Here is a 24,138-nt window from a genome sequence, read left to right as displayed (position 1 = left end):
CAACGATCGCCATCCCGTGAGCTCTGTCATCTACGCGCGTAGGCCCAAACCGGCTACCCTCAGTCGCGTGAACGCATCTCTTCTTCCGGACGACATCCAGGGCGACCCCCACGCCGCCGCCGACGCCGCCGCCGCTCGCCTGCGCGAACTCACCGGCGCCGAGACCCACGACGTCGCCCTCGTGATGGGCTCCGGCTGGGCACCGGCCGTGGACGCTCTCGGCGCCCCCGAGGCCGAGTTCCCGGTCACCGAGCTGCCCGGGTTCCCCCCGCCGGCGGTGGAAGGGCACGGCGGCAAGATCCGCTCCTACCGGATCGGCAACAAGCGCACCCTCGTCTTCCTGGGCCGCACCCACTACTACGAGGGCCGCGGCGTCGCGGCGGTGGCCCACGGTGTCCGCACCGCCGTGGCAGCCGGCTGCAAGACGCTGGTTCTCACCAACGGCTGCGGCGGCCTGCGCGAGGGCATGCGCCCCGGCCAGCCGGTCCTGATCAGCGACCACATCAACCTCACGGCCACCTCCCCCATCATCGGCGCCAACTTCGTCGACCTCACCGACCTCTACTCCCCCCGCCTGCGCGCCCTGTGCAAGGAGGTCGACCCCACGCTGGAGGAAGGCGTCTACGCCCAGTTCCCCGGCCCGCACTACGAGACGCCGGCCGAGATCCGCATGGCCCGCGTGATCGGCGCGGACCTGGTGGGCATGTCGACGGTGCTGGAAGCCATCGCGGCGCGTGAGGCGGGTGCGGAGGTGCTGGGCATCTCGCTGGTGACGAACCTCGCGGCGGGTATGACGGGCGAGCCCCTCAACCACGAGGAGGTCCTGCAGGCCGGGCGCGACTCGGCGACGCGGATGGGGTCGCTGCTGGCGCAGGTGCTGGGGCGACTGTAGGGCGTTCCTTCGCCCCCGCCGCCCCTACCCGTCCCATCCTTGAAGGGGCTCCGCCCCTTCGACCCCGCTCCTCAAACGCCGGAGGGGCTGACGTACTCAGCCCGTCCGGCGTTTGAGGACGAGGCCCGTTCAGGGCCGAAAGCGGGGGTCTGGGGGCCGCAGGCCCCCAGGGATGGGACGGGTAGGGGCGGCGGGGGCGAAAACACCCTCCCAGCCCGACCCGCTCCGAACGACACGAACGAGAGGCAGACCGACGTGCACGACGATCTCATCGCCCGGGCCCAGGCATGGCTCGCCGAGGACCCGGACCCGGAGACCCGCGACGAGCTCGCCAAGCTCATCGACGCCGCGGACGTCGAAGAGCTCGCCGCACGCTTCAGCGGCACGCTCCAGTTCGGCACCGCGGGCCTCCGCGGAGAACTCGGCGCCGGCCCCCTGCGCATGAACCGCACCGTCGTCATCCGCGCCGCCGCCGGCCTCGCCACGTACCTCAAGAAGCAGGGCCACGAGAACGGCCTCGTCGTCATCGGCTACGACGCCCGCCACAAGTCGGAGGACTTCGCCCGCGACACCGCCGCCGTGATGACCGGCGCCGGCCTGCGCGCCGCCGTACTCCCCCGCCCCCTCCCCACCCCCGTCCTGGCCTACGCCATAAGGCACCTGGGCGCGGTCGCCGGAGTCGAGGTCACCGCCAGCCACAACCCGCCCCGCGACAACGGCTACAAGGTCTACCTCGGCGACGGCTCCCAGATCGTCCCGCCCGCGGACATCGACATCGCGGAAGAGATCGCCGCCGTCCCGTCCCTCACCGTGGTCCCCCGCCCCACGGAGGGTTGGGACACCCTCGACGACAGCGTCCTGAACGCCTACCTCGCCCGCACCGACGCGGTCCTCGCCCCCGACTCCCCCCGCACCGCCCGCACCGTCTACACGGCGATGCACGGTGTCGGCAAGGACGTCCTCCTCGCCGCCTTCGAGCGCGCCGGCTTCCCCGCCCCCGCCCTCGTCGCCGAGCAGGCCGACCCCGACCCGGACTTCCCCACCGTCGCCTTCCCCAACCCGGAAGAGCCCGGCGCGATGGACCTGGCCTTCGCCAAGGCCCGCGAGACCGACCCGGACCTCGTCATCGCCAACGACCCCGACGCCGACCGCTGCGCCGCGGCCGTCAAGGACGGGGACGCGTGGCGGATGCTGCGCGGCGACGAGGTGGGCGCGCTGCTCGCCGCGCACCTCGTCAACCGCGGAGCACAGGGCACGTTCGCCGAGTCGATCGTCTCCTCCTCCCTCCTCGGCCGGATCGCCGAGAAGGCGGGGCTGGCGTACGAGGAGACCCTCACCGGCTTCAAGTGGATCGCCCGCGTCGACGGCCTGCGCTACGGCTACGAGGAGGCCCTCGGCTACTGCGTCGACCCCGAGGGCGTACGCGACAAGGACGGCATCACCGCCGCCCTGCTGATCACCGAGCTCGCCTCCGTGCTCAAGGCCGAGGGCCGCACGCTCCTCGACCTGCTCGACGACCTCGCCGTGGAGCACGGCCTGCACGCCACCGACCAGCTCTCGGTCCGCGTCCAGGACCTGTCGGTCATCGCGAACGCCATGCGCCGGCTGCGCGAGCAGCCGCCGACCCAGCTCGCCGGCCTGGCCATCACCCGCTCCGAGGACCTCAGCCAGGGCACCGAGACGCTCCCGCCCACCGACGGCCTGCGCTACACCCTCGAAGGCGCCCGCGTCATCGTCCGCCCCAGCGGCACGGAGCCCAAGCTGAAGTGCTACCTGGAGGTCGTCGTCCCGGTCGCGACGCACGCCGACCTCCCGGCCGCCCGTGCGAGGGCGACCGACCTGCTCGAGACGATCAAGCGGGACCTGTCGGCGGCGGCAGGCATCTGAGCCGTACGCGAACCTCTGGTCGTTCCCGAAGGGGTGCCTCCATCCGGAGGCACCCCTTCGGGCGATTTCCCCACGGCGGTTGACCCGGGCTCCACGCCCCGTCCCGCCCCCCGGGCAACGGTGGAACGGAAACGCACCACCGAGTTGCCTGGAGCCACCGCCGTGTCCACGACCGCATTCCGGCCGACACCCCGAGCGGCCACCGCCCCCGGCGCCGCCCCCCGCTCCGGCTCCCCGCCCCCGTCCCCGCCGCGCGCGCTCCCCACCCTGCTGCACGCCCTGCGCCGCGCGGCCCCCGCCCTCCTCGCCTACCTCGCCGTCCGCTGCACGGGCCTGCTGCTCCTCACCGTCTGGGCCCACCGCCAACGGCACGGCGTATGGCCGATCCTGGCGACGCGGTGGGACGCCGACTGGTACCTCGGCATCGCCGACCACGGCTACGCGCACGAACTCGGCACCGCGTACGGCGCCAACAACCTCGCCTTCTTCCCGCTCTACCCGGTCCTGGTCAAGGCGGTCGCCGCCGTCACGCCGGGGACCCGCGCGAGCACGGGCCTCGCCCTCGCCGTGATCGCCTCCGTCGTCGCCGCGTGGGGCGTCTTCGCGGTCGGCGACCGGCTGCACGGCCGCCGGGTCGGCGTCCTCCTCACGGTCCTGTGGGCCGCGCTCCCGGTCGGCCTGGTCCAGTGGATGGGCTACACCGAGTCCCTGTTCACGGCGCTCGCGGCCTGGTCGCTGTACGGCGTGCTGACCGGCCGCCTCCTCACCGCCGCCTGGCTCGCGGCACTCGCGGGTCTGACCCGCCCGACCGGCATCGCGGTGGCGGCGGCGGTCACGGTGACGGCCCTGCTCGCCCTACGCCGCCGCTTCCGCCTCCGTACCCTCGCGGCCGCCGCGATCGCGCCGCTCGGCTGGTGCGGATACGTCGGCTGGGTGGGCCTGCGGGTGGGCCGCTGGGACGGCTACTTCGCCGTACAGCGGCTGTGGCGCAACGAGCTGGACGGTGGCCGCGAGACCCTGCGTGTGATGCGGCAGCTGCTGGTGTACGAGCCCAATCCCCGGCTGTTCCTGGTGATGGTGACGCTCACGCTGATCGCGTCGGTGGTGCTGTTCGGGCTGTCGATGGGGGACCGGCAGCCCGTGCCGCTGCTGGTGTTCACGGCCGTACTGCTGGCGATCGTCCTGGGCAGCGGCGGCGTCTACTTCCCACGCGCCCGCTTCCTCCTCCCCGCCTTCCCCCTTCTGCTCCCCCTCGCCCTGCACCTGTCCCGCGCCTCCCGCCGCTACCGCACGCTGGCCCTCACGACGGCGGTCACGGGGTCGGCGTACTGCAGCGCGCACATGGCACTGGTGTATCCGGGCGCGCCCTGAGGAGGGCCGCGCTCCGGTCGAAGAACCCGCAACGCCGAGCGCCCGGCGACCGGCGATACCCGGCCCCTACCCCACCACCAGCAAAATCACCAGCAGCAAAGCCCCCGCGACCACCGGCCCCGCCACCTCATAAGCCCATCGCACGGTCACCTCACCCTGCGCGGACTCCGCCGTCTGCCGCTGCTCCAGCAGTTCGCGCAGGTCGTCGACGACCTTGTCGGTCTCGGCCCGCATGGGCCCTTCCGCGTCGGCATCCCCTCGCGGCGCCCCGAACCCGAGCCCTCCGAGCCCCATCGTCCCGCCCGCGCGACCACCCCGCTCACCCCGCGCGGCAGCGCTCCGCTCCGCGGCCGCCCGGGCCGAGCGCCGCGCCGCCTTCTTGCGGGCCCGCAGCGAGACCGGGACCGCCCAGAGCTGGAACTTGGTGCCGGACTTGGTGACGACCTCGTTCGAGTAACCGGACCGCAGTGCGGCGATCTGCCCCCAGGGCAGCACGATCACGCGGAGCGGATTGCGGATGCGCAGTCGGTCCTCGTTGGCGTAGACGGCGGGACGCAGGGTGAACGCGGACACCAGCGGCACGATCAGGATCAGCGCCGCGAGTGCCAGCCACTGCGTGCGCCCCTCGCCCCGCACCAGCGCGTCGCCGCCCAGCCAGAGCACGATGGCCAGCAGCGCGACACCGCCGACGATGCCCATGGGCGAGCGGTAGATCCGGTCCTTCGACGCGGGATCGGGGGTGGGGGGCTGATGCTCCGGGGTCGTCATGAGCCCGATTCTGCCCGACGCCCCCGACGGCGCTCATACGCACACCCCCCGCACAAGATGAGCATCCGGGCCTGTACAGCCGCTACGCGCGTAGATATGCTCGTCTGGTGACCATGCCCACCAATGCACCCTCCCCCACTGCCGAAAGCGTGGGAGGTACCCCCAGCGCTCACGCACTCACGGACGTGACCGCGTCCGACAGCACGCTGCGCCGCTTCCTCCACGGGCTGCCCGGCGTCGACGCGGTCGGCCTGGAGGGGCGTGCCGCGTCCCTCGGCACCCGTTCCATCAAGACGACCGCGAAGGCGTACGCCATCGACCTCGCCATCTCGATGGTCGACCTGACGACGCTGGAAGGCGCGGACACCCCGGGCAAGGTCCGGGCGCTCGGCGCCAAGGCGGTCCACCCCGACCCCACCGACCGTACGACCCCGGCGACCGCGGCCGTCTGTGTCTACCCCGACATGGTGGCCACCGCCAAGGAGGCCGTCGCCGGCTCGACCGTGAAGGTCGCCTCGGTCGCCACCGCCTTCCCGGCCGGCAGGGCGGCCCTCGCCGTGAAGCTGGCCGACGTGCGCGACGCCGTCGCAGCCGGTGCGGACGAGATCGACATGGTCATCGACCGCGGGGCCTTCCTCGCGGGGAACTACCTGAAGGTGTACGACGAGATCGTCGCCGTGAAGGAGGCCTGCGGGACCAGCGCCCGCCTCAAGGTCATCTTCGAGACCGGCGAGCTGTCGACGTACGACAACATCCGCCGCGCCAGCTGGCTCGGCATGCTGGCGGGCGCGGACTTCATCAAGACGTCCACCGGCAAGGTCGCCGTCAACGCCACCCCGGCGAACACGCTCCTCATGCTGGAAGCGGTACGCGACTTCCGTACCCAGACCGGCATCCAGATCGGCGTGAAGCCGGCCGGCGGGATCAGGACGACCAAGGACGCCATCAAATTTCTCGTACTGGTCAACGAGACCGCGGGCGAGGACTGGCTGGACAACCACTGGTTCCGCTTCGGCGCCTCCTCGCTCCTGAACGACCTGCTGATGCAGCGTCAGAAGCTGGCCACCGGCCGCTACTCCGGCCCCGACTACGTGACGGTGGACTGATCACCATGGCATCGGCATTCGAATACGCACCGGCCCCCGAGTCCCGCTCGATCGTCGACATCGCGCCCTCCTACGGCCTGTTCATCGACGGCGAGTTCGTGGACGCGGCGGACGGCAAGGTCTTCAAGACCGTCTCGCCGTCCACCGAGGAGGTCCTCTCCGAGATCGCCCAGGCCGGCGAGGCGGACGTCGACCGCGCAGTGAAGGCCGCCCGCAAGGCCTTCGAGAAGTGGTCGGCGCTGCCCGGCTCCGAGCGCGCGAAGTACCTGTTCCGCATCGCCCGGATCATCCAGGAGCGGGCCCGCGAGCTCGCCGTCCTGGAAACCCTGGACAACGGCAAGCCGATCAAGGAGACCCGCGACGCCGACCTCCCCCTGGTCGCCGCGCACTTCTTCTACTACGCGGGCTGGGCAGACAAGCTGGAGCACGCCGGTTTCGGGGCCAACCCCAAGCCCCTCGGCGTCGCCGGCCAGGTCATCCCCTGGAACTTCCCGCTGCTGATGCTGGCGTGGAAGATCGCCCCCGCGCTCGCCACCGGCAACACCGTCGTGCTCAAGCCCGCCGAGACGACCCCCCTCTCCGCCCTCTTCTTCGCGGACATCTGCCGCCAGGCAGGCCTCCCGAAGGGTGTCGTCAACATCCTTCCGGGCTACGGCGACACGGGCGCCGCGCTCGTCGCGCACCCGGACGTCAACAAGGTCGCCTTCACCGGCTCCACGGCCGTCGGCAAGGAGATCGCCCGCACGGTCGCAGGCAGCCGCAAGAAGCTCACCCTGGAACTGGGCGGCAAGGGCGCCAACATCGTCTTCGACGACGCCCCCATCGACCAGGCCGTCGAAGGCATCGTCAACGGGATCTTCTTCAACCAGGGCCAGGTCTGCTGCGCGGGCAGCCGTCTGCTGGTCCAGGAGTCGATCCAGGACGAGCTGCTGGATGCCCTGAAGCGCCGCCTGTCGACCCTCCGCCTGGGCGACCCCCTCGACAAGAACACCGACATCGGCGCGATCAACTCCGAGGAGCAGCTCACCCGCATCACCTCGCTCGTCGAGCAGGGCGAGGCGGAGGGCGCCGAGCGCTGGTCCCCGGCGTGCGAGCTGCCCGAGAGCGGCTACTGGTTCGCGCCGACGCTCTTCACGAACGTCACCCAGGCGCACCGGATCGCCCGCGACGAGATCTTCGGCCCGGTCCTGTCGGTCCTCACCTTCCGCACGCCGGACGAGGCCGTCGCCAAGGCCAACAACACCCCGTACGGCCTGTCGGCGGGCATCTGGACGGAGAAGGGTTCGCGGATCCTGGCCGTGGCGGGCAAGCTCCGCGCCGGCGTCGTCTGGTCCAACACGTTCAACAAGTTCGACCCGACCTCGCCGTTCGGCGGCTACAAGGAGTCGGGCTTCGGCCGCGAGGGCGGCCGCCACGGCCTGGAGGCGTACCTCGATGTCTGAGAAGTCCGAAGCGCGGCTCAGCGTGTTCAAGACCTACAAGCTGTACGTCGGCGGGAAGTTCCCGCGTTCCGAGAGCGGCCGGGTGTACGAGGTGAGCGACTCCAAGGGCAACTGGCTGGCGAACGTACCCCTGTCGTCCCGCAAGGACGCCCGTGACGCGGTGGTCGCGGCGCGCAAGGCGTTCGGCGCGTGGTCCGGCGCCACGGCGTACAACCGCGGCCAGATCCTCTACCGCATCGCCGAGATGCTGGAGGGCCGGCGCGAGCAGTACGTCCGCGAAGTCGCCGATGCCGAGGGCCTGTCGAAGTCGAAGGCGGCGGCGCAGGTCGACGCGGCGATCGACCGCTGGGTCTGGTACGCGGGCTGGACCGACAAGATCGCCCAGGTGGTCGGCGGCGGCAACCCGGTCGCGGGCCCGTTCTTCAACCTCTCCTCCCCGGAGCCGACGGGCGTCGTGGCCGTCCTGGCCCCCCAGGAGTCGTCCTTCCTGGGCCTGGTCTCGGTCGTCGCCCCGGTGATCGCCACCGGCAACACGGCGGTCGTGGTGGCGTCCGAGAAGTCCCCGCTCCCCGCCCTCTCCCTCGGCGAGGTCCTGGCCACCTCCGACCTCCCCGGCGGCGTGGTCAACGTCCTCTCCGGCCGTACGGCCGAGATCGCGACGCCGCTGGCCGCGCACCAGGACGTCAACGCGATCGACCTCGCGGGCGCCGACGAGGTGCTGGCGAAGGAACTGGAGATCGCGGCGGCGGACAACCTGAAGCGCGTCCTGCGTCCACAGCCTGTGGATTACACGGCCACCCCCGGCATCGACCGCATGACGGCGTTCCTGGAGACCAAGACGGTCTGGCACCCGACGGGGTCGCTGGGCGCGTCGGGCTCGTCGTACTGAGGCCGCTGAGGCCTGCCGGGCGCTGAGACCGGAGAGCCGCGTTTCCCCTCCGTCCAGGGGAAGCGCGGCTCTCTGCCATGCCACCCGCCCGTCACACAGGGCAATCAGTCCATCACGAAGGGCAGTTGGGATGTGACGCGCGCTGCAAAGCCGACCCGCGGGGTCGTTCCCGGCCCCTGCCATGCCTCACACTGGTGTCCCGTGAGTTCCCATCCGCCCATACCGACGCGAGTCGTGCTGCTCTGCGGCCCCTCCGGCTCCGGCAAGTCCCTTCTCGCCGCCCGCTCCGGCCTTCCGGTGCTACGGCTCGACGACTTCTACAAAGAGGGCGACGACCCGACCCTGCCGCAGGTCCCCGGGAGCTCCGACATCGACTGGGACCACCCCGACTCGTGGGACGCCGACACGGCCGTGGCGGCGATCACGGAGCTGTGCCGCACGGGCCGTACGAACGTGCCGCTGTACGACATCTCGCTCAGCGCCCGCACCGGCGAGGAGACCGTCGAGATCGGCCGTACCCCACTGTTCATCGCGGAGGGCATCTTCGCGGCCGAGATCGTGAACCGCTGCCGGGAACTCGGTGTGCTGGCCGACGCGCTGTGCCTGAGCCGCGGACCGGTGAAGACCTTCCGCCGCCGCTTCGTGCGCGACCTGAAGGAGGGCCGCAAGTCGGTCCCGTTCCTCCTGCGCCGCGGCTGGCGCCTGATGCGCCTGGAACGCTCGATCATCGCCCACCAGACCGGGCTGGGCGCCCACGCCTGCGACCGGGACGAGGCCCTCGGCCGCCTCACCGCGGCCGCCGCGGGCCGCCGCCCGGCGGCGACTCCGGCCACCTGAACGAAGCCGGCGCCTTCTCCGTCGTAGGACCGGAACAACGGCCCCCGCGGAAAGGAAGCCGATGACCACCCACTCGCGTGCCGGCCGACGGCTGCTCATGACAGCCCTGCTCCTCACGGCGGGCGTCGGCTGCGCCGGGTCGGGCGGCGAGGCCGCGGCCTCCTGCTCAGGGTTGGTGACGTACGACAACCGCGGCTATCTGCCCACCACGGACACGGACTTCACCGTCGGCGAGCGGCTGGGCACCGCCACGATCGTGGAGTGCGACGACACCCCGAACGACCCCGGGGTCAGCATTCCCGAGGACAGGACCGGCGCGTACGCGGTCGAGGGAAGCGATCCCGCCGACGCCATCGCCGTCGGCGACTCAGCCGCCGAAGCGACCCTCATGACGGTCCGCTGACCGCACAGCGAAGCGGGACTGGACGGACCCCCCGGCCCTCCAGCCCCGCTGCCGTTGTGCTCCGCCGCTTCCCCCGTGGCGGAGCACCCCCCGTTTCCCCCGTGGGTCCCCCCGCGGGCCCCCCGGCCCCCGTGGGTCCCCCCCCCACTTGCCACCGCTCCCCCGAGCGGTCCCCCAAGACCTTCAGGCGACGAGCTCCCCGAAGGCGTCCTCCTCGTCACGGCCGAAGCTGAGGACCTCGTCCTCGCGCAGCCGGCGGAGTGACCGCCAGATGCTGGACTTCACCGTGCCGACACTGATGTCGAGGATCTCCGCGATCTCCGGGTCGGTGCGGCCCTCGTAGTAGCGAAGGACCAGCATCGTCCGCTGGAGCTCGGGGAGGCGGGCGAGCGCCTGCCACAGGACCGCGCGCAGCTCGGTGCCGCGCATCGCGTCCGTGTCGCCGGGCGTCTCCGGCAGCTCCTCGGTCGGGTATTCGTTCAGCTTGCGGCGCCGCCACGCGCTGATGTGCAGGTTCGTCATCGTCCGCCGCAGATAGCCACCCACCGCGGCCTTGTCGCTGATCCGGTCCCAGGCCTTGTACGTCGAGAAGAGGGCGCTCTGCAGCAGATCCTCGGCCTCGAAACGGTCACCGGTCAGGTGGTAGGCGGTGGCGTACAGGGAGGCGCGGCGCTCCTGGACGTAGGCGGTGAACTCCGCCTCCGACAGCGAGCTCCGACGCTCCCCCGAGTCCTCCCTGTACGCGGCTCCCCCGTGCGTTTCCCCCGTGAAACCGTCAACCACCGTCATGTACGCGGTGTGCTGACGCCCGGTGCCGCGAGCGCACCCCCGCCCGCTCACGGCACCGGACTTCTCGGAACCCCGGCCCCCGTGCACGTCGTGCAGACGCGTGATCACTGCGCTGGTGCTGGTGCCGTGCAGCGTGTTCATCTCGCGCCCCCCGTCGTGGACTTCCGGTGTTCTCGTTCGTCTTGCTGTCGTGCGACTTGCTGTCTTGCGACGTGCTGTCTTGCCTGTGCCGAAAAGCTTGCCCGGGCACCTTCATGGCCGTGTCCGCCGACTGTCACAGACCTGTCACAGGGGCCTGTGCCGTAGGCCGTCGCCAGGCGCGCGACAGCCCGCACACAGTCATGAGCGCTACGTGCGCGTATCCGTACAGCTCGTACAGGTGTCGAAAGACCGCCCCGCATGGGCCAGAATGACCCCCGTGCCTTCCCTGTTGCTGATCGAGGACGACGACGCCATCCGCACGGCCCTGGAGCTCTCACTGACGCGCCAGGGACACCGTGTGGCCACGGCTGCCACCGGCGAGGACGGGCTGAAACTGCTGCGTGAGCAGCGGCCGGACCTGATCGTGCTGGACGTGATGCTGCCCGGCATCGACGGCTTCGAGGTGTGCCGCCGCATCCGGCGCACCGACCAGCTGCCGATCATCCTGCTGACCGCGCGCAGCGACGACATCGACGTCGTGGTCGGGCTGGAGTCCGGCGCGGACGACTATGTCGTCAAACCCGTGCAGGGGCGCGTCCTCGACGCCCGGATCCGGGCCGTGCTGCGGCGCGGCGAGCGGGAGTCCAACGACGCGGCGACCTACGGCAGCCTCGTCATCGACCGTGCGGCGATGACCGTGACGAAGAACGGCGAGGACCTCCAGCTCACCCCGACCGAGCTGCGCCTGCTGCTCGAACTGAGCCGCCGCCCGGGCCAGGCCCTGTCCCGTCAGCAACTGCTGCGCCTGGTCTGGGAGCACGACTACCTGGGCGACTCTCGCCTCGTCGACGCCTGCGTCCAGCGACTGCGCGCCAAGGTCGAGGACGTCCCCTCCTCCCCCACCCTGATCCGTACCGTCCGTGGTGTCGGCTACCGCCTGGACGCGCCTCAGTGACCAAGGCGCAAGGGGGTTTCCGCGGCTGGGTCGCGGCTCGCAAGGGAGTGTGGTCGAGGCTGCGTTTCACCAGCCTGCGGCTGCGCCTGGTGGTCGTCTTCGGCCTGGTGGCGCTCACGGCCGCCGTATCGGCTTCCGGGATCGCCTACTGGCTCAACCGCGAGGCGGTGCTCACGCGCACCCAGGACGCGGTGCTGCGCGACTTCGAGCAGGAGATGCAGAACCGCGCGGGCCTGCTGCCCCAGACTCCGACGCAGGACGAACTGCAGCACACCGCCGGGCAGATGGCCAACAGCAGCCAGCGCTTCAGCGTGCTGCTGGTCGCCGACGACGCCGACGGCACTCCCGCATACGGCTCCTCCGGCGGCCTGGACGGCTTCACGCTCGCGGACGTGCCCGCGTCGCTGCGCGAGGCGGTGAACGAGAAGCAGCCGGTCGACTCCACCAACAAGGCTGAGTACCACCTGTACTGGCAGCGGATCGTGGAGGACGACCAGCCGTATCTGATCGCCGGCACCAAGGTGAACGGCGGCGGCCCGACCGGCTACATGCTCAAGTCCCTGGAGCAGGAGGCCAAGGACCTCAACTCCCTCGCCTGGTCGCTCGGCATCGCCACGGGCCTGGCTCTGATCGGCTCCGCGCTGCTGGCGCAGGCCGCCGCCACGACCGTACTGAAGCCCGTCCAGCGCCTGGGCGCCGCCGCCCGCCGGCTCGGCGAGGGCAAGCTGGACACCCGCCTCCGGGTCTCCGGAACGGACGAACTGGCCGACCTCTCCCGGACGTTCAACAACGCCGCGGAGGCTCTGGAGAAGCGGGTCGCCGACATGGCCGGGCGGGATGAGGCGTCCCGCCGCTTCGTGGCCGACATGTCGCACGAGCTGCGCACCCCCCTCACCGCGATCACCGCCGTGACGGAGGTGCTGGAGGAGGAGCTGGAGGCGGAGACCGGCTCCATGGACCCCATGATCGAGCCCGCGGTCCGCCTCGTGGTCAGCGAAACCCGTCGCCTGAACGACCTCGTCGAGAACCTCATGGAGGTCACCCGCTTCGACGCGGGCACGGCCCGCCTGGTCCTGGACAACGTCGACGTCGCGGACCAGATCACGGCGTGCATAGACGCGCGGGCCTGGCTGGACGCGGTGGACCTGGACGCCGAGCGCGGCCTCATGGCCCGCCTGGACCCCCGCCGCCTCGACGTCATCCTGGCCAACCTCATCGGGAACGCGCTCAAGCACGGCGGCTCGCCGGTCCGCGTCTCGGTCGGCGAGGCGGACGACTCAGTGGTCATCCAGGTCCGCGACCACGGCCCCGGCATCCCCGAAGACGTCCTCCCCCACGTCTTCGACCGCTTCTACAAGGCCAGCGCCTCCCGCCCCCGCTCCGAGGGCAGCGGCCTCGGCCTGTCCATCGCCCTGGAGAACGCCCACATCCACGGCGGCGACATCACCGCCGCCAACTCCCCCGAGGGCGGCGCGGTGTTCACCCTGCACCTGCCCCGGGACGCGTCGAAGCTGGCGGAACAGGACGGCGACGAGAACAACGGCAAGGGCGCCGACGCCACGAAGAAGGGGGACGCGTGATGCCGAAGCGGAACGTATGCCGCCTACTGGCACTCTCCACACTCTCCGCCGCCCTGCTGACCGGCTGCGGCATACGGTCCACGGAGGTCCCGACCGACTTCGGCCCCGGCCCCTCCCGCGTGCACTGCTCGCTCTCCGAACCGGACGTGTCGACGCAGGCCACGCGAGGACTCCCGGTCCAGGTGTTCCTGCTCTGCGGTTCCCAGCTGGTGGCCGTCGACCGCACCGTACGCGTACCGGAAGGCACCGCGGACTCGGAACGACGCGTCCTCGTGGCCCAGGGCCTCCTGGACGCGCTGGAGGCAACCCCGTCGGCCGACGAGAAGGAGGCCGGCTACACCACGGACGTCCGCGGCGCCATGACCGTGAGCAGCCCACGCGCCGACGACCCCGACGAGGCACTGCGCCTGAGCACACCCCCCAACGACCTCACGTCATACGCACTCGCCCAGATCGTCTGCACCTTCTCGGCCTCGACAGCAGCCGAGGGCGACGGCTCGGTAATCCTCGGCGGCCCCGACGACGCCCCCCTACGCCGCTACGAGTGCACGGACGAGGTCCGCACCCGCCCCGGCAGCAACGAGCCCCCATCGACCGAGGTCACAAACGGCTGAACCGTGGCGCACCCCCTTCCCGCCGCACTCGCGTACGGCGGGAAGGGGACGTGCCGGGGGGTGTCCGCCCGCAGAGTCGGGCGTCAAGACACGGCACCTCCAGCGCAACGCCAACCGCCCGACCGAGGACGGACACCCCCCGGCACGGCCCCGACCCACACCCCACCCGCAGGCGCTACGCAAACCCCCACCGAATCGGCAGAGGCGCCGCAGGCACCCGACACGCACCCCCACCCACCCGCACAGGCCGCCGCAGGCACCCCCGCCCCACCGCCGGAGGCACGTTGTGGCGGACGCCTCACCCCGTTGCACCGCATCCCGGAACCGATCCCGCCGGGGGGCGCGTCTTGGGGGGCGTGCAGCGTCAAGGCTCCATCGGCGGCAGCGCCGCGATCCGCATCCGTGCGACGGGAGGTGTCCTCCTGGTCGCGCACCTCGCGTTCGTCGCCTGGCTCACGCTGCGCCCGCTGGACGTCCCCTGGGTCATGCCCGCCAACCTGCGGCCGTTCGCCGGAATCAGAGCGGATCTGGCACTGGGCTGGCAGGAGGCCGCCCGCCGCATCGCCGAGGGCCTCGCGCTGCTCGCACCACTCGGCGTCCTGATCCCGATGGCACACGGCAGACTCACCACCTCCCCCCTCGGCTCCCTGGTCCGCACGGCCGCCGCCGGCACCCTGATCTCGCTGGGCATCGAGCTGCTGCAGACCGGCGTACCCGGCCAGATCGTCGACGTCGACTCACTGCTGCTGAACACGGTGGGCGTGGCCCTGGCGCACACGACGGTGGTCCCCTTCGCCCGCGCCTGGCTCCGCCGCAGGTCCGCGCGCGTACACCGGGCGACGGTCCCCCAGGATGAGCCCTCTCAGGGGCGGACCCCGACGATTCCCAGGGTCGGCATAGCTCCGTAGAGTGACGCTTTGCCCGCTTCGTCGCCCTAGTGTTGATGTCAGATGAGGCACCGCCTCGGGAGGCCCCACCAGGGGCTTTCGACCGACGTTCGCGAAGGAGCCGCACCATGACCGCGCTTGTCCGCCCCACCCACGGCCGCATGATCGGCGGCGTGTGCGCCGCATTGGCCCGGCGCTTCGGCACCTCCACGACGACGATGCGCGTGATCTTCCTGGTCTCCTGCCTGCTCCCCGGCCCGCAGTTCCTGCTCTACATAGCCCTGTGGCTCCTGCTCCCCTCGGAAGACAAGGCGAGCAAGACACGCACGGCCTGGTGAACCGCTCGACGCACAGGCGTACAGGCGTAAACGGATACGCCGCTGGGGCGCACCCGGTGTCCAAGGGTGCGCCCCAGCGGCGCGCTCAGGGTGAGCGGCCTCAGCCGAGCGGAACACCGCTCACGGGCAGGCCTTCGGTGGGCAGACCCGCGGGCGCCCCCTGGGTGAGGCCCTCGGCGGACAGACCCTGCACCGGCATACCGCCGAGCAGCCCGCCGGCAGCGCCGGTCGGACCACCGGCCAGCGCCTGCTCGGCGGCCGGCTGCACACCGGACGTCACGCCGGTCTGCGCGGCGGCCAGTCCGGTGGTGACCGCCTCGGGCCCGGCGGCCAGCCCCGCACCGGCACCCGGCGCCGCCTGGGCGAGGTCCCCGACGGGGAGGGTCTGAACGGCGCCCAGCGCCGCACCGGCGGCGTCCGGGGCGATCGGCGCGGCGTTCGCGGCGCCCGCACCGGCGGCGGCGAAGGCGGCACCGAGCGCGGCGACACCGAGGGTCTTGGCAGCAGACTGCTTCATGAAATGCGTCCTCGAAATTCGATACGGGGTGGTGAGCGGTTCTCGACCGTAAACACGCCCGGCACACCGCCGCAAACATCGAAATGAGGACGGATTGTGAATGGTGCCTGCATTCCCCGTGGGCGCAGAGCCTCCGGTCACCCCTCCTCAGCCGCAGAGTCGCTGGTAGAGGTCGCCTGTCGGAAAAGCCACTCGGACTTCAGTTCGGCATATCCGGGCTTGATCACGTCATTGATCATCGCGAGCCGTTCATCGAAAGGAATGAACGATGATTTCATCGCATTGACGGAGAACCACTGCATGTCGTCGAGCGTGTAACCGAATGCCTCGACAAGGTGCTCGAATTCTCGGCTCATGGTGGTGTGGGACATGAGGCGGTTGTCGGTGTTCACGGTGGCCCGGAAGTGCAGCCGGCGCAGCAGACCGATGGGGTGGGCGGCGTAGGAGTCGGCGGCGCCCGTCTGGAGGTTGGAGCTGGGGCACAGCTCCAACGGGATGCGCTTGTCCCGTACGTACGAGGCGAGCCGGCCGAGCTTCACCGAGCCGTCGGCGTGCACCTGGATGTCGTCGATGATGCGCACCCCGTGCCCGAGCCGGTCGGCGCCGCACCACTGCAGGGCCTGCCAGATGGACGGCAGACCGAAGGCCTCGCCCGCGTGGATGGTGAAGTGGTTGTTCTCGCGCTTGAGGTACTCGAAGGCGTCGAGATGCCGGGTCGGCGGATGGCCGGCCTCGGCGCCCGCGATGTCGAAGCCGACGACGCCCAGGTCGCGGTAGCGGTTGGCGAGTTCGGCGATCTCCAGGGAGCGGGCGGCGTGTCGCATGGCGGTCAGCAGGGCACCCACGCGGATGCGGTGGCCGTTCTCCCGCGCGATCCGCTCACCCTCCCTGAAGCCCTCGTTGACGGCCTCGACGACCTCTTCGAGAGTGAGCCCGCCTTCGAGGTGCTGTTCGGGCGCGTACCGCACCTCGGCGTAGACGACCCCGTCCTCGGCGAGGTCCTCGGCGCACTCGCGCGCGACCCGGACGAGGGACTCGCGGGTCTGCATCACGCCGACGGTGTGGGAGAAGGTCTCCAAGTACCGCTCCAGCGAGCCGGAGTCGGCCGCCTCGCGGAACCACAGGCCGAGCTTGGCGGGGTCGGTCTCGGGGAGCTGGGTGTAGCCCGTCGCGCGGGCGAGTTCGACGACGGTGCCGGGGCGCAGCCCGCCGTCGAGGTGGTCGTGCAGCAGAACCTTCGGCGCCCGGCGGATCTGGTCCGAGCTCGGAATGGTCGCCTTGGGGGCAGTCTCGCTCGTCATTTTCGCACTGTAACGCCTACGCGCGTAGACGGCGCGCTCATCGGGCCGTTTCCCTCGCTGTACGAATTCGTCGATACGTAACGGTGACCCCACGGCAGGGTGGCGTACACCCGCGCTTCTGACACTGTTCTGTCATGGCACACCAAGCGACGCCGGTTCGCAGGGCCCGGCTGGGCAGAGCGATCGGGCCGGAGCCGACAGCGGTGAGTGGCGTGGTCCTCCTGCTTCCCGGCGGTGACGAGGTATCACAACGCAAGCCGGCCACATGGTTGGCGACCTCGTACGTGCGGACGCTGGGGCGCCGCCTGATGCGGGCGGGACGCGGGGAGGGGCTGGCGGCGCATGTCGTCCACTACCGCTTCCGTGGCTGGAACGGCAGCGCCGCGAACCTCGCGAGCGACGCGTCATGGGCGGCGGACGAGGTCGTACGGCGCTATGGGGACGTCCCCGTGTGCCTCGCCGGGATCGACATGGGCGGGCGGGCGGCCCTGCACGCGGGTGGCCATGAGGCCGTCAACTCCGTGCTGGCGATCGCTCCTTGGCTGCCGGAGGAGGACCTGGCGGCCTCGCCCGAACCGGTGAAGCAGCTGGGCGGGCGGCGGGTGCTGATCGTGCACGGCACGAATGACGAGGTCTCCGACCCCGAGCTGTCCTTTCGGCTGGCGGTGCGGGCGAAGAAGGCGAATCGGGATGTGTGCCGGTTCGAAGTGCACTCCGATCGGCACGGGTTGCATCAGCATCGGGATGAAGTCCTCGCGTTGGCCGAGGACTTCGTCATGGGGGCGCTGTTCGGGAGGGCGTTCTCCCGGCCGGTCGCCGACGCGCTGGCTGCTCCGCCGCCCTTGGGGTTGCGGATGCCGTTGGCCTCCGGCTTCGGGCAGAGACGGTAGCGCCACAGGGGTTGGGATCGTCCTCGGGCTGCGGGTTGTCCGTGGCTGGTCGCGCCCCCGCGGCGGAGCCGCATATCGAACAGAGCCCCGCGCCCCTTCACGGCAACAGGTTTCCCCTTCTTGAAAGCAGGAACTTCTTGAAGGCGGCCACTGGGGGCGTGTCCGGGCGGTCCGCCAGCCATGCCACGCCGATCTCTCGTGCCGCTCTCGGGGCAGTGACCGTCAGTTCCATGACCCCGGGGCGGGGTACGGCCGGTGGAGGCAGGAGGGCGACCCCCAAGCCGGCCGCCACCAGCCCCCGCAGCGTCTCCGCCTCCTCTCCCTCGAAGGCGATACGCGGCTTGAAGCCCGCCTCCTGGCACAGGTCGTCGGTGATGCGGCGCATGCCGTAGCCGGGCTCCAGGGTCACGAAGGTCTCGTCGGCCGCCTCGGCCAGGCGGATGCGTCTGCGTGAGGCCAGACGGTGGTCGGCGGGGACGACCAGGCGGAGTTTCTGTTCGTCCAGGCGGCGGGCCACCAGGTCGGGGGCGTCCGGCACCGGGGATGTCAGGCACAGGTCGAGCTCACCGGACCGCAGCCGCTCGATCATCGCCTCGCCGTAGTTCTGGACGAGGCTGAAGCGGACCCGGGGGTGGTCGGCGCGGAAGGCCTGCAGGAGGCCCGGGACCGTTTCGGCGCCCATGGTGTGCAGGAAGCCGAAGGCGACCTTTCCGGTGGCCGGATCGGCGTCGGCGCGGACCTCGTCGGCGGCGCGCTCGATCTCGGCGAGGGCGCGTTCGACGGAGGCGAGGAAGGTGCGGCCGGCGGGGGTCAGCGAGACCGTACGGCCGTGGCGGGCGAAGAGGTCGACGCCAAGGTCCTGTTCGAGGCGGACCATGGCGCGCGAGAGCGTGGACTGCGGGACCTGCATCTCCTGCGCGGCCCGGGTGACGTGCTCGGTGCGGGCGACGCCGGCGAAGTACGCGAGGCGGGGGGCCAGCAACATCACCATGTCTTCTGTGTCACTGGACGGTGACAGGCGAGCCCGTGACCTCTGCTGATGCTCCATGGGAACGATTATGGCCAATCCATGCATTGGACGGATCAGCGGGATCGTACGTAGCTTCGAAGCATGTCTCCCGCCAGTACCGGGGCGTCCACCACCGTGGGCGCCGCACCCTCTGTCCCTGTCGTCGACTCCCGTATGGCCCCGGGCGGCCCCGGCTACCGCCGGATGAGCTTCGCCCTCTTCCTCGCCGGTGTCGCGACCTTCGCGCTTCTCTACTCCACGCAGGCCCTTTTGCCGCTGATCTCCGGTGAGTTCGGGGTGGCGGCGAGCGAGGCGAGCTGGACGGTGGCGGCGGCGACGGGCGGTCTGGCCCTGTTCGTACTGCCGATGAGCGCGCTGTCGGAGCGGTTCGGACGCCGTACGGTCATGACGGCGTCGCTGGCGGTCGCGGTGACGGTCGGGCTGCTGGTCCCCTTCGCGCCGAACCTGACCGCCCTGGTCGTGCTGCGGGCGGTCCAGGGCGCGGCGCTGGCGGGTCTGCCGGCGTCGGCCACGGCCTATCTGGCCGAGGAGGTCCGGCCGAAGGCGCTGGTCACGGCGATCGGGCTGTTCGTCGCGGGCAACAGCGTCGGCGGCATGAGCGGCCGGGTGATCACCGGCTGGGTCGCGCAGGAATGGGGCTGGCGGGTCGCGGTCGGCGTGATCGGCGCGCTCGCGGTGGCCTGCGCGGTCGCCTTCCGGCTGCTGCTCCCGGCGCCGCGCCACTTCAGGCGGGGCTCGCTGCGGCCGCGTGTGCTGGCCCGCACGGTCCGCGCCCACCTCGCCGACCCGCTGCTGTGCCGCCTGTACGCGATCGGCGCCCTGTTCATGACGATCTTCGGCGGCGTGTACACGGTCATCGGCTACCGCCTGACGGAGGCGCCGTTCGGCCTCCCCCAGGGCATCATCGGCTCGATCTTCCTGGTCTACCTGGTCGGCACGGTGTCGGCGTCGACGGCGGGCCGGCTGGTGGGCCGCCTGGGCCGCCGAGGCGCCCTGTACGCGGCGGGCGCGACGACGGCGACCGGTCTGCTGGTGTCCCTCGCGGGCTCCCTCCCCCTGGTCCTGCTGGGCCTGGTCCTGATCACGGGCGGCTTCTTCGCGGGGCACGCGGTGGCGTCCTCGGCGGTGAGCAAGACGGCGACCCACGGCCGCGCGCAGGCTTCCGCGCTGTACCAGTCCGCGTACTACATCGGCTCCAGCGCGGGCAGCACGGTGGGCGCGATCGCCTTCCACGCGGGCGGCTGGGCCGGAACCGTCGGGGTCGGCCTGCTGGCGGTGCTCGGCGTCGTGACGATCACGGTCTTCGGGACGCGGGCGGCGCGGCTGCAGCGACAGCAGCAGGGGCTGACTACGGCGGCCTGAGCCGGAGCGGATCCTGTTCCCCCTGGTGGGGGCGGGTTGTCAGTGGTCGCGGAGGGCCTCCGCGGTCCTTGGCGACCGGCCTTGACCAGGGGGATTTCTGATGGAGTTCCGGATCGAACGCACCGCCTGCGGCGGGCGACAGGGCGGCGAGCCGGATGGCGAGGGTGTGTCGAAGGACGTGGCGACCGCGCACCGGCATCCGCTCATGTCCGTGCAGCAACTGGTCTGACAACGGCTCCCACCTGGGCGTTTGTGCGCTCCGGGGGCCATTGTCAGTGGGCTGCGGTAGCTTCCGAGGTGTTGGGCGCGATGAGGCGCTCTTCGGGATACGGCCACAGGGGTGGGTGGACGATGAGCGACGGCACGGCGACTACGACAACGGACCTCGACGTCAGGCTGGAGAAACACCGCGTCGAACTGACCGGGTACTGCTACCGCATGCTCGGCTCGTCCTTCGAGGCCGAGGACGCGGTGCAGGACACGATGGTCCGCGCCTGGCGGAGCTACGAGAAGTTCGAGGGGCGCTCCAGCCTCCGGTCGTGGCTGTACCGCATCGCGACGAACGTGTGCCTGGACATGCTGACCGCCGGCAACAAGCGGGCCAGGCCGATGGACCTGACGGAGTCGACGCCGCTGGCCCAGGCGGCGCTCTCTCCCCGCCCGGACAACACCTGGCTGGAGCCGATGCCGGACAGCCGGGTGCTGCCGACGACTGACGACCCGGCGGAGGCGGCCGTCGCCAAGGAGTCGGTGCGGCTCGCCTTCATGGCCGCCCTGCAGCAGCTGCCGCCCAAGCAGCGGGCGGTGCTGATCCTGCGCGAGGTGCTGGCCTGGAAGGCGAGCGAGGTCGCCGAGCTGCTCGGCACGACGGTCGCGTCGGTCAACAGCGCCCTGCAGCGGGCCCGCGCGACACTCGCCGAGCAGCAGCAGCAACCGGGCAGCGACGCCGCCGCCTCCGACCCGCTGGACGACGAGCAGCAAAAGCTCCTGGAGCGGTATGTCGCGGCCTTCGAGGGCTATGACATGACGGCGCTGACGGCCCTGCTGCACGAGGACGCCATCATGACGATGCCGCCGTTCGACCTGTGGCTGACCGGCGTCGAGGACATCACCGGCTTCATGACGACCCTGGGCGCCCCCTGTGCGGGCTCGCATCTGGTGCCGGTGCAGGTCAACGGGCTGCCGGGGTTCGCCCAGTACAAGCCGGACCCGGACAAGGGCGGCTTCAGCCCCTGGGCGGTCCAGGTCCTGGAGATATCAGACGGCCGGATCACCGGGTTCCACTGCTTCCTCGACACTCAGCGCTGGTTCCCGCTGTTCGGGCTCCCCCTCCATCTCGAAGCGGAGGCCGACCAGGTCGAGGAGGGCGTGTAGGGCCGGGTCGGGGTCGCGCAGCCGTATCCGGCCTCCGGCCCGCCGGGCGGCCAGCTGCAGCCGCGCCAGCAGGTCGACGGCGCCGAGTCCCGGCGGCCCGAGCCCTGCGACGTCACACACCACGACCCCTGCGCCCGAGGCCGCCAGCAGCGCCCGCACGTCGTCGCACAGCCCTGCCACCTCGTCCCGGGTGACGGGGCCGACCAGCACGAGTACAGCGGGTGTCATGGCATCCACGATCGGTAGACCGAGCGGGCGGGCGTAACTCATCGGGGCCGGGCGCCGGTCGCCGATTCCCGCTGCTCATCCCACGTGCGCGGGCTGTCCGCCGACCGAGATCACGTTGACCCGCTCCCCTCCTTCCCCGGAGGGTTGGCTGCATGCCCCATGCATCAGCGCATCCCCGAATACCCTGCGGTTTCCGCTCCGCCAAGGAGGTCCTGTGCAGGGGGTGTTGACCGGGTTCGCGGTGATCGCGGTCGTCATCGGCGTGGGCTATGCGATCGGTCGGCGCGGTTACCTCGGCGACCATGGCCGGGAGGTCCTCACCAAGCTGGCCTTCCACGTGGCCTCCCCCGCCCTGCTCTTCACCACGCTCGCGCAGACCGACCTCTCGGTGATCTTCTCCAGCCGCCTGCTGGTCACGGCACTGAGCACGGCCGCGGCGGCCGGAGTCTTCGTCGCTGTCGGGGTCGTACGGCGCTGGGGCGTGGGCCGTACGACGATCGGCGCGCTGTGCTCCAGCTACGTCAACTCCGGCAACCTCGGCATTCCGATCGCGGTGTACGTCCTGGGAGACGCGTCGCTGGTGGCACCGGTGCTGCTGTTCCAGCTGGTCGGGGTCACCCCGATCGCGCTGACGGTCCTGGACCTCTCCGGCGAGGGCGAGAAGGGGCCGCTGTGGCGGCGGCTGCTGACGCCGTTGCGCAACCCGATCGCGGTCGGCTCGCTGGCGGGGGTGGCGGTCTCGGCGGCGAGGTTGAAGGTCCCGGCGCCCGTCCTGGACCCGCTGACCCTGATCGGCGGCATGTCGGTCCCGGCCGTCCTGCTGGCCTTCGGCATCTCCCTGTGCGGCAGCACGATGCCCGGCCGGGGTCCGGACCGGCATCCGGTGCTGCTCTCGGTCGCGCTGAAGTCGGTGGGGCAGCCGGCTGCGGCGTGGGCGCTGGCGGCGGGGGTGTTCGGCCTGCGGGGCGCTCCGCTGCTGGACGTGGTGGTGACGTCGGCACTGCCTGCCGCGCAGAACCTGTTCACGTACGCGTCCAGTTATGGGGTGGCCGAGCGGTTGGCGCGGGACTCGATACTGCTGTCGACGGTGATTTCGGTGCCCGTGTTGGTCGTGGTGGCGGCCTTGCTGGGCTGACGGTCAGGCGACCGGGAACTCACCGGTGCCGAGGGGGGCGCCAGCGGTCCCGGCATGCCGAACGGGACCGGCGCAGATCCACCGATCCCGTTCACCCCAGACGGGGAAACCCCAGGTCAGGCAATACGCTCCAGCACCACCGGCGAAGCCGTGAAGTCCGTCCCCGTCGCGGCGATGTCGTACGAGCCCTCCACCGACTGGAGCGCGTACTCGAAGCGCTCCGGCGTGTCCGTGTGCAGGGTGAGCAGGGGCTGGCCCTCGGTCACCGTGTCGCCCGGCTTGGCGTGCATCTCGATGCCGGCGCCCGCCTGCACCGGGTCCTCCTTGCGGGCGCGCCCGGCACCCAGGCGCCAGGCGGCGACGCCGATGTCGTAGGCGTCGAGGCGGGTCAGGACACCGGAGGACGGAGCCTTGATCACGTGCTGCTCGCGTGCGACCGGCAGCTCCGCGTCCGGGTCACCGCCCTGGGCCGCGATCATGCGGCGCCAGACGTCCATCGCCGAGCCGTCGGCCAAGGCCTTCGCCGGGTCGGCGTCACGGACACCCGCCGCTTCCAGCATTTCGCGGGCCAGGGCGATCGTCAGCTCGACCACGTCAGCGGGTCCGCCGCCCGCCAGGACCTCCACCGACTCGCGGACTTCGAGGGCGTTGCCGGCGGTCAGGCCCAGCGGCGTCGACATGTCCGTCAGCAGGGCCACCGTCTTCACGCCGTGGTCGGTGCCCAGGCCCACCATCGTCGAGGCCAGCTCGCGCGCGTCCTCGATGGTCTTCATGAAGGCGCCCGTGCCGACCTTCACGTCCAGGACCAGCGAGCCCGTGCCCTCCGCGATCTTCTTCGACATGATCGACGAGGCGATCAGGGGGATGGCCTCGACCGTGCCGGTGACGTCCCGGAGCGCGTACAGCTTCTTGTCCGCCGGGGCCAGGCCGTCGCCCGCCGCGCAGATCACCGCGCCCGTGGTGTCCAGGACGTGCAGCATCTCCTCGTTGGAGAGCAGGGCGCGCCAGCCGGGGATCGACTCCAGCTTGTCCAGCGTGCCGCCTGTGTGGCCGAGGCCTCGGCCCGACAGCTGAGGGACGGCGGCACCGCAGGCCGCGACCAGGGGGGCCAGCGGGAGGGTGATCTTGTCGCCGACGCCGCCCGTGGAGTGCTTGTCGGCCGTCGGGCGGGACAGGGACGAGAAGTCCATGCGCTCGCCGGAGGCGATCATCGCGGCGGTCCAGCGGGCGATCTCCCGGCGGTTCATGCCGTTGAGCAGGATCGCCATGGCGAGCGCGGACATCTGCTCATCGGCGACCTCCCCGCGGGTGTACGCGTCGATGACCCAGTCGATCTGCTCGTCGCTGAGCTCGGCGCGGTCCCGCTTGGTGCGGATGACGGAGATGGCGTCCATGGCCATGG

Annotated in this window: 25 protein-coding genes; 18 read left to right on the top strand and 7 right to left on the bottom strand. The window is 71.3% G+C overall.

Features of this window, described 5'->3' with window-relative positions; all coding sequences use genetic code 11:
* Positions 1-67: 67 nt before the first annotated feature.
* The 3 genes from ACTMVF_RS21420 (at position 68) to ACTMVF_RS21410 (ending at position 4,150) form a co-directional block, all read left to right on the top strand.
* Positions 68-892 carry a purine-nucleoside phosphorylase gene (locus ACTMVF_RS21420; protein ID WP_441272683.1) on the top strand — a complete coding sequence of 275 codons (825 nt, stop codon included), beginning with the start codon at positions 68-70 and terminating at the stop codon, positions 890-892.
* Between the two features lie 255 nt (positions 893-1,147).
* Positions 1,148-2,779: a phospho-sugar mutase gene (locus ACTMVF_RS21415; RefSeq protein ID WP_441272682.1), complete on the top strand. Its 1,632-nt coding sequence runs from the start codon at positions 1,148-1,150 to the stop codon at positions 2,777-2,779.
* 162 nt (positions 2,780-2,941) lie between these two features.
* Positions 2,942-4,150: a hypothetical protein gene (locus ACTMVF_RS21410; protein ID WP_441272681.1), complete on the top strand. Its 1,209-nt coding sequence runs from the start codon at positions 2,942-2,944 to the stop codon at positions 4,148-4,150.
* A gap of 66 nt (positions 4,151-4,216) precedes the next feature.
* On the opposite strand, the gene ACTMVF_RS21405 is transcribed toward ACTMVF_RS21410, so the two are convergent.
* Positions 4,217-4,918, bottom strand: a complete 702-nt coding sequence (locus ACTMVF_RS21405; RefSeq protein ID WP_441272680.1) for a PH domain-containing protein — start codon at positions 4,916-4,918, stop codon at positions 4,217-4,219.
* A 113-nt stretch (positions 4,919-5,031) separates the two neighbouring features.
* Between ACTMVF_RS21405 and deoC the strand changes: the two genes are divergently transcribed.
* The 5 genes from deoC (at position 5,032) to ACTMVF_RS21380 (ending at position 9,595) form a co-directional block, all read left to right on the top strand.
* A complete protein-coding gene (gene deoC, locus ACTMVF_RS21400) occupies positions 5,032-6,024 on the top strand; it encodes a deoxyribose-phosphate aldolase (RefSeq protein ID WP_441272679.1) in 993 nt (330 codons plus the stop codon).
* A gap of 5 nt (positions 6,025-6,029) precedes the next feature.
* A complete protein-coding gene (locus tag ACTMVF_RS21395; RefSeq protein WP_441272678.1) occupies positions 6,030-7,466 on the top strand; it encodes an aldehyde dehydrogenase family protein in 1,437 nt (478 codons plus the stop codon).
* Positions 7,459-8,355 (top strand): aldehyde dehydrogenase family protein, encoded by an 897-nt coding sequence (locus tag ACTMVF_RS21390; RefSeq protein WP_441272677.1) that lies wholly within the window; start codon positions 7,459-7,461, stop codon positions 8,353-8,355. Before ACTMVF_RS21395 ends, ACTMVF_RS21390 begins: the two co-directional genes overlap by 8 nt.
* 132 nt (positions 8,356-8,487) lie before the next feature.
* The gene (locus ACTMVF_RS21385) at positions 8,488-9,192 is read left to right on the top strand and encodes a uridine kinase family protein (protein WP_441272676.1); all 705 of its coding nucleotides are present in this window, start codon (positions 8,488-8,490) and stop codon (positions 9,190-9,192) included.
* A gap of 61 nt (positions 9,193-9,253) precedes the next feature.
* A complete protein-coding gene (locus tag ACTMVF_RS21380) occupies positions 9,254-9,595 on the top strand; it encodes a DUF6281 family protein (RefSeq protein ID WP_441272675.1) in 342 nt (113 codons plus the stop codon).
* Between the two features lie 183 nt (positions 9,596-9,778).
* Here ACTMVF_RS21380 and ACTMVF_RS21375 read toward each other — a convergent pair whose 3' ends face one another.
* Positions 9,779-10,525 carry a SigE family RNA polymerase sigma factor gene (locus ACTMVF_RS21375; RefSeq protein WP_441272674.1) on the bottom strand — a complete coding sequence of 249 codons (747 nt, stop codon included), beginning with the start codon at positions 10,523-10,525 and terminating at the stop codon, positions 9,779-9,781.
* Positions 10,526-10,802: 277 nt separating this feature from the next.
* Here ACTMVF_RS21375 and afsQ1 point away from each other — a divergent pair, with 277 nt between their 5' ends.
* From afsQ1 to ACTMVF_RS21350, 5 genes are all read left to right on the top strand, one after another.
* Positions 10,803-11,480: a two-component system response regulator AfsQ1 gene (gene afsQ1, locus ACTMVF_RS21370; protein WP_031477770.1), complete on the top strand. Its 678-nt coding sequence runs from the start codon at positions 10,803-10,805 to the stop codon at positions 11,478-11,480.
* Positions 11,477-13,060, top strand: coding sequence for an ATP-binding protein (locus ACTMVF_RS21365; protein ID WP_441272673.1), 1,584 nt, complete (start codon positions 11,477-11,479; stop codon positions 13,058-13,060). The genes afsQ1 and ACTMVF_RS21365 overlap by 4 nt, the downstream gene beginning before the upstream one ends.
* Positions 13,060-13,674 (top strand): hypothetical protein, encoded by a 615-nt coding sequence (locus ACTMVF_RS21360; protein WP_441272672.1) that lies wholly within the window; start codon positions 13,060-13,062, stop codon positions 13,672-13,674. The genes ACTMVF_RS21365 and ACTMVF_RS21360 overlap by 1 nt, the downstream gene beginning before the upstream one ends.
* Positions 13,675-14,030: 356 nt before the next feature.
* A complete protein-coding gene (locus tag ACTMVF_RS21355; protein ID WP_441272671.1) occupies positions 14,031-14,582 on the top strand; it encodes a VanZ family protein in 552 nt (183 codons plus the stop codon).
* A gap of 107 nt (positions 14,583-14,689) precedes the next feature.
* A complete protein-coding gene (locus tag ACTMVF_RS21350; protein ID WP_441272670.1) occupies positions 14,690-14,899 on the top strand; it encodes a PspC domain-containing protein in 210 nt (69 codons plus the stop codon).
* Positions 14,900-14,999: 100 nt separating this feature from the next.
* Here ACTMVF_RS21350 and ACTMVF_RS21345 read toward each other — a convergent pair whose 3' ends face one another.
* On the bottom strand, positions 15,000-15,416 hold the full coding sequence (locus ACTMVF_RS21345; protein WP_441272669.1) for an ATP-binding protein: 417 nt from the start codon (positions 15,414-15,416) through the stop codon (positions 15,000-15,002).
* Positions 15,417-15,553: 137 nt separating this feature from the next.
* Positions 15,554-16,717: an adenosine deaminase gene (locus tag ACTMVF_RS21340; RefSeq protein ID WP_441272668.1), complete on the bottom strand. Its 1,164-nt coding sequence runs from the start codon at positions 16,715-16,717 to the stop codon at positions 15,554-15,556.
* Between the two features lie 134 nt (positions 16,718-16,851).
* Here ACTMVF_RS21340 and ACTMVF_RS21335 point away from each other — a divergent pair, with 134 nt between their 5' ends.
* Positions 16,852-17,607: an alpha/beta hydrolase gene (locus ACTMVF_RS21335; RefSeq protein WP_441272667.1), complete on the top strand. Its 756-nt coding sequence runs from the start codon at positions 16,852-16,854 to the stop codon at positions 17,605-17,607.
* Positions 17,608-17,704: 97 nt separating this feature from the next.
* Here ACTMVF_RS21335 and ACTMVF_RS21330 read toward each other — a convergent pair whose 3' ends face one another.
* A complete protein-coding gene (locus tag ACTMVF_RS21330; RefSeq protein ID WP_441272666.1) occupies positions 17,705-18,655 on the bottom strand; it encodes a LysR family transcriptional regulator in 951 nt (316 codons plus the stop codon).
* Positions 18,656-18,718: 63 nt separating this feature from the next.
* On the opposite strand from ACTMVF_RS21330, the gene ACTMVF_RS21325 reads away from it, so the two are divergent.
* The 3 genes from ACTMVF_RS21325 to ACTMVF_RS21315 all read left to right on the top strand — a co-directional run bounded on the left by ACTMVF_RS21325 (position 18,719) and on the right by ACTMVF_RS21315 (position 21,373).
* The gene (locus ACTMVF_RS21325) at positions 18,719-19,999 is read left to right on the top strand and encodes an MFS transporter (RefSeq protein WP_441272665.1); all 1,281 of its coding nucleotides are present in this window, start codon (positions 18,719-18,721) and stop codon (positions 19,997-19,999) included.
* 100 nt (positions 20,000-20,099) lie between these two features.
* Positions 20,100-20,228 carry a hypothetical protein gene (locus ACTMVF_RS21320; protein WP_441272664.1) on the top strand — a complete coding sequence of 43 codons (129 nt, stop codon included), beginning with the start codon at positions 20,100-20,102 and terminating at the stop codon, positions 20,226-20,228.
* Positions 20,229-20,350: 122 nt separating this feature from the next.
* Positions 20,351-21,373 carry a sigma-70 family RNA polymerase sigma factor gene (locus ACTMVF_RS21315; RefSeq protein ID WP_441272663.1) on the top strand — a complete coding sequence of 341 codons (1,023 nt, stop codon included), beginning with the start codon at positions 20,351-20,353 and terminating at the stop codon, positions 21,371-21,373.
* Here the strand turns inward: ACTMVF_RS21315 and ACTMVF_RS21310 are convergent.
* The gene (locus tag ACTMVF_RS21310; protein WP_441272662.1) at positions 21,257-21,601 is read right to left on the bottom strand and encodes an STAS domain-containing protein; all 345 of its coding nucleotides are present in this window, start codon (positions 21,599-21,601) and stop codon (positions 21,257-21,259) included. The genes ACTMVF_RS21315 and ACTMVF_RS21310 overlap by 117 nt on opposite strands.
* Before the next feature lie 214 nt (positions 21,602-21,815).
* On the opposite strand from ACTMVF_RS21310, the gene ACTMVF_RS21305 reads away from it, so the two are divergent.
* A complete protein-coding gene (locus ACTMVF_RS21305) occupies positions 21,816-22,736 on the top strand; it encodes an AEC family transporter (RefSeq protein WP_441272661.1) in 921 nt (306 codons plus the stop codon).
* Between the two features lie 116 nt (positions 22,737-22,852).
* Here the strand turns inward: ACTMVF_RS21305 and ACTMVF_RS21300 are convergent, their stop codons facing one another.
* The gene (locus tag ACTMVF_RS21300; RefSeq protein WP_441272660.1) at positions 22,853-24,136 is read right to left on the bottom strand and encodes a thymidine phosphorylase; all 1,284 of its coding nucleotides are present in this window, start codon (positions 24,134-24,136) and stop codon (positions 22,853-22,855) included.
* Between the last annotated feature and the right edge of the window lie 2 nt (positions 24,137-24,138).

It is taken from the genome of Streptomyces sp. SD31, from assembly GCF_052068475.1.
Lineage (GTDB): Bacteria > Actinomycetota > Actinomycetes > Streptomycetales > Streptomycetaceae > Streptomyces.
Note: the sequence above shows the minus strand (reverse complement) of the source record. Positions and strands in the feature narration are given on the sequence as shown.

Excerpts from the sequence above, each read along its gene's own strand:
- ACTMVF_RS21405 (WP_441272680.1), bottom strand. The coding sequence starts at position 4,918 with ATGACGACCCCGGAGCATCAGCCCCCCACCCCCGATCCCGCGTCGAAG.
- deoC (WP_441272679.1), top strand. The coding sequence starts at position 5,032 with ATGCCCACCAATGCACCCTCCCCCACTGCCGAAAGCGTGGGAGGTACC.
- ACTMVF_RS21395 (WP_441272678.1), top strand. The coding sequence starts at position 6,030 with ATGGCATCGGCATTCGAATACGCACCGGCCCCCGAGTCCCGCTCGATC.
- ACTMVF_RS21390 (WP_441272677.1), top strand. The coding sequence starts at position 7,459 with ATGTCTGAGAAGTCCGAAGCGCGGCTCAGCGTGTTCAAGACCTACAAG.
- ACTMVF_RS21380 (WP_441272675.1), top strand. The coding sequence starts at position 9,254 with ATGACCACCCACTCGCGTGCCGGCCGACGGCTGCTCATGACAGCCCTG.
- ACTMVF_RS21375 (WP_441272674.1), bottom strand. The coding sequence starts at position 10,525 with ATGAACACGCTGCACGGCACCAGCACCAGCGCAGTGATCACGCGTCTG.
- ACTMVF_RS21360 (WP_441272672.1), top strand. The coding sequence starts at position 13,060 with ATGCCGAAGCGGAACGTATGCCGCCTACTGGCACTCTCCACACTCTCC.
- ACTMVF_RS21350 (WP_441272670.1), top strand. The coding sequence starts at position 14,690 with ATGACCGCGCTTGTCCGCCCCACCCACGGCCGCATGATCGGCGGCGTG.
- ACTMVF_RS21345 (WP_441272669.1), bottom strand. The coding sequence starts at position 15,416 with ATGAAGCAGTCTGCTGCCAAGACCCTCGGTGTCGCCGCGCTCGGTGCC.
- ACTMVF_RS21340 (WP_441272668.1), bottom strand. The coding sequence starts at position 16,717 with ATGACGAGCGAGACTGCCCCCAAGGCGACCATTCCGAGCTCGGACCAG.
- ACTMVF_RS21335 (WP_441272667.1), top strand. The coding sequence starts at position 16,852 with ATGGCACACCAAGCGACGCCGGTTCGCAGGGCCCGGCTGGGCAGAGCG.
- ACTMVF_RS21330 (WP_441272666.1), bottom strand. The coding sequence starts at position 18,655 with ATGGAGCATCAGCAGAGGTCACGGGCTCGCCTGTCACCGTCCAGTGAC.
- ACTMVF_RS21325 (WP_441272665.1), top strand. The coding sequence starts at position 18,719 with ATGTCTCCCGCCAGTACCGGGGCGTCCACCACCGTGGGCGCCGCACCC.
- ACTMVF_RS21320 (WP_441272664.1), top strand. The coding sequence starts at position 20,100 with ATGGAGTTCCGGATCGAACGCACCGCCTGCGGCGGGCGACAGGGCGGC.
- ACTMVF_RS21315 (WP_441272663.1), top strand. The coding sequence starts at position 20,351 with ATGAGCGACGGCACGGCGACTACGACAACGGACCTCGACGTCAGGCTG.
- ACTMVF_RS21310 (WP_441272662.1), bottom strand. The coding sequence starts at position 21,601 with ATGACACCCGCTGTACTCGTGCTGGTCGGCCCCGTCACCCGGGACGAG.
- ACTMVF_RS21300 (WP_441272660.1), bottom strand. The coding sequence starts at position 24,136 with ATGGCCATGGACGCCATCTCCGTCATCCGCACCAAGCGGGACCGCGCC.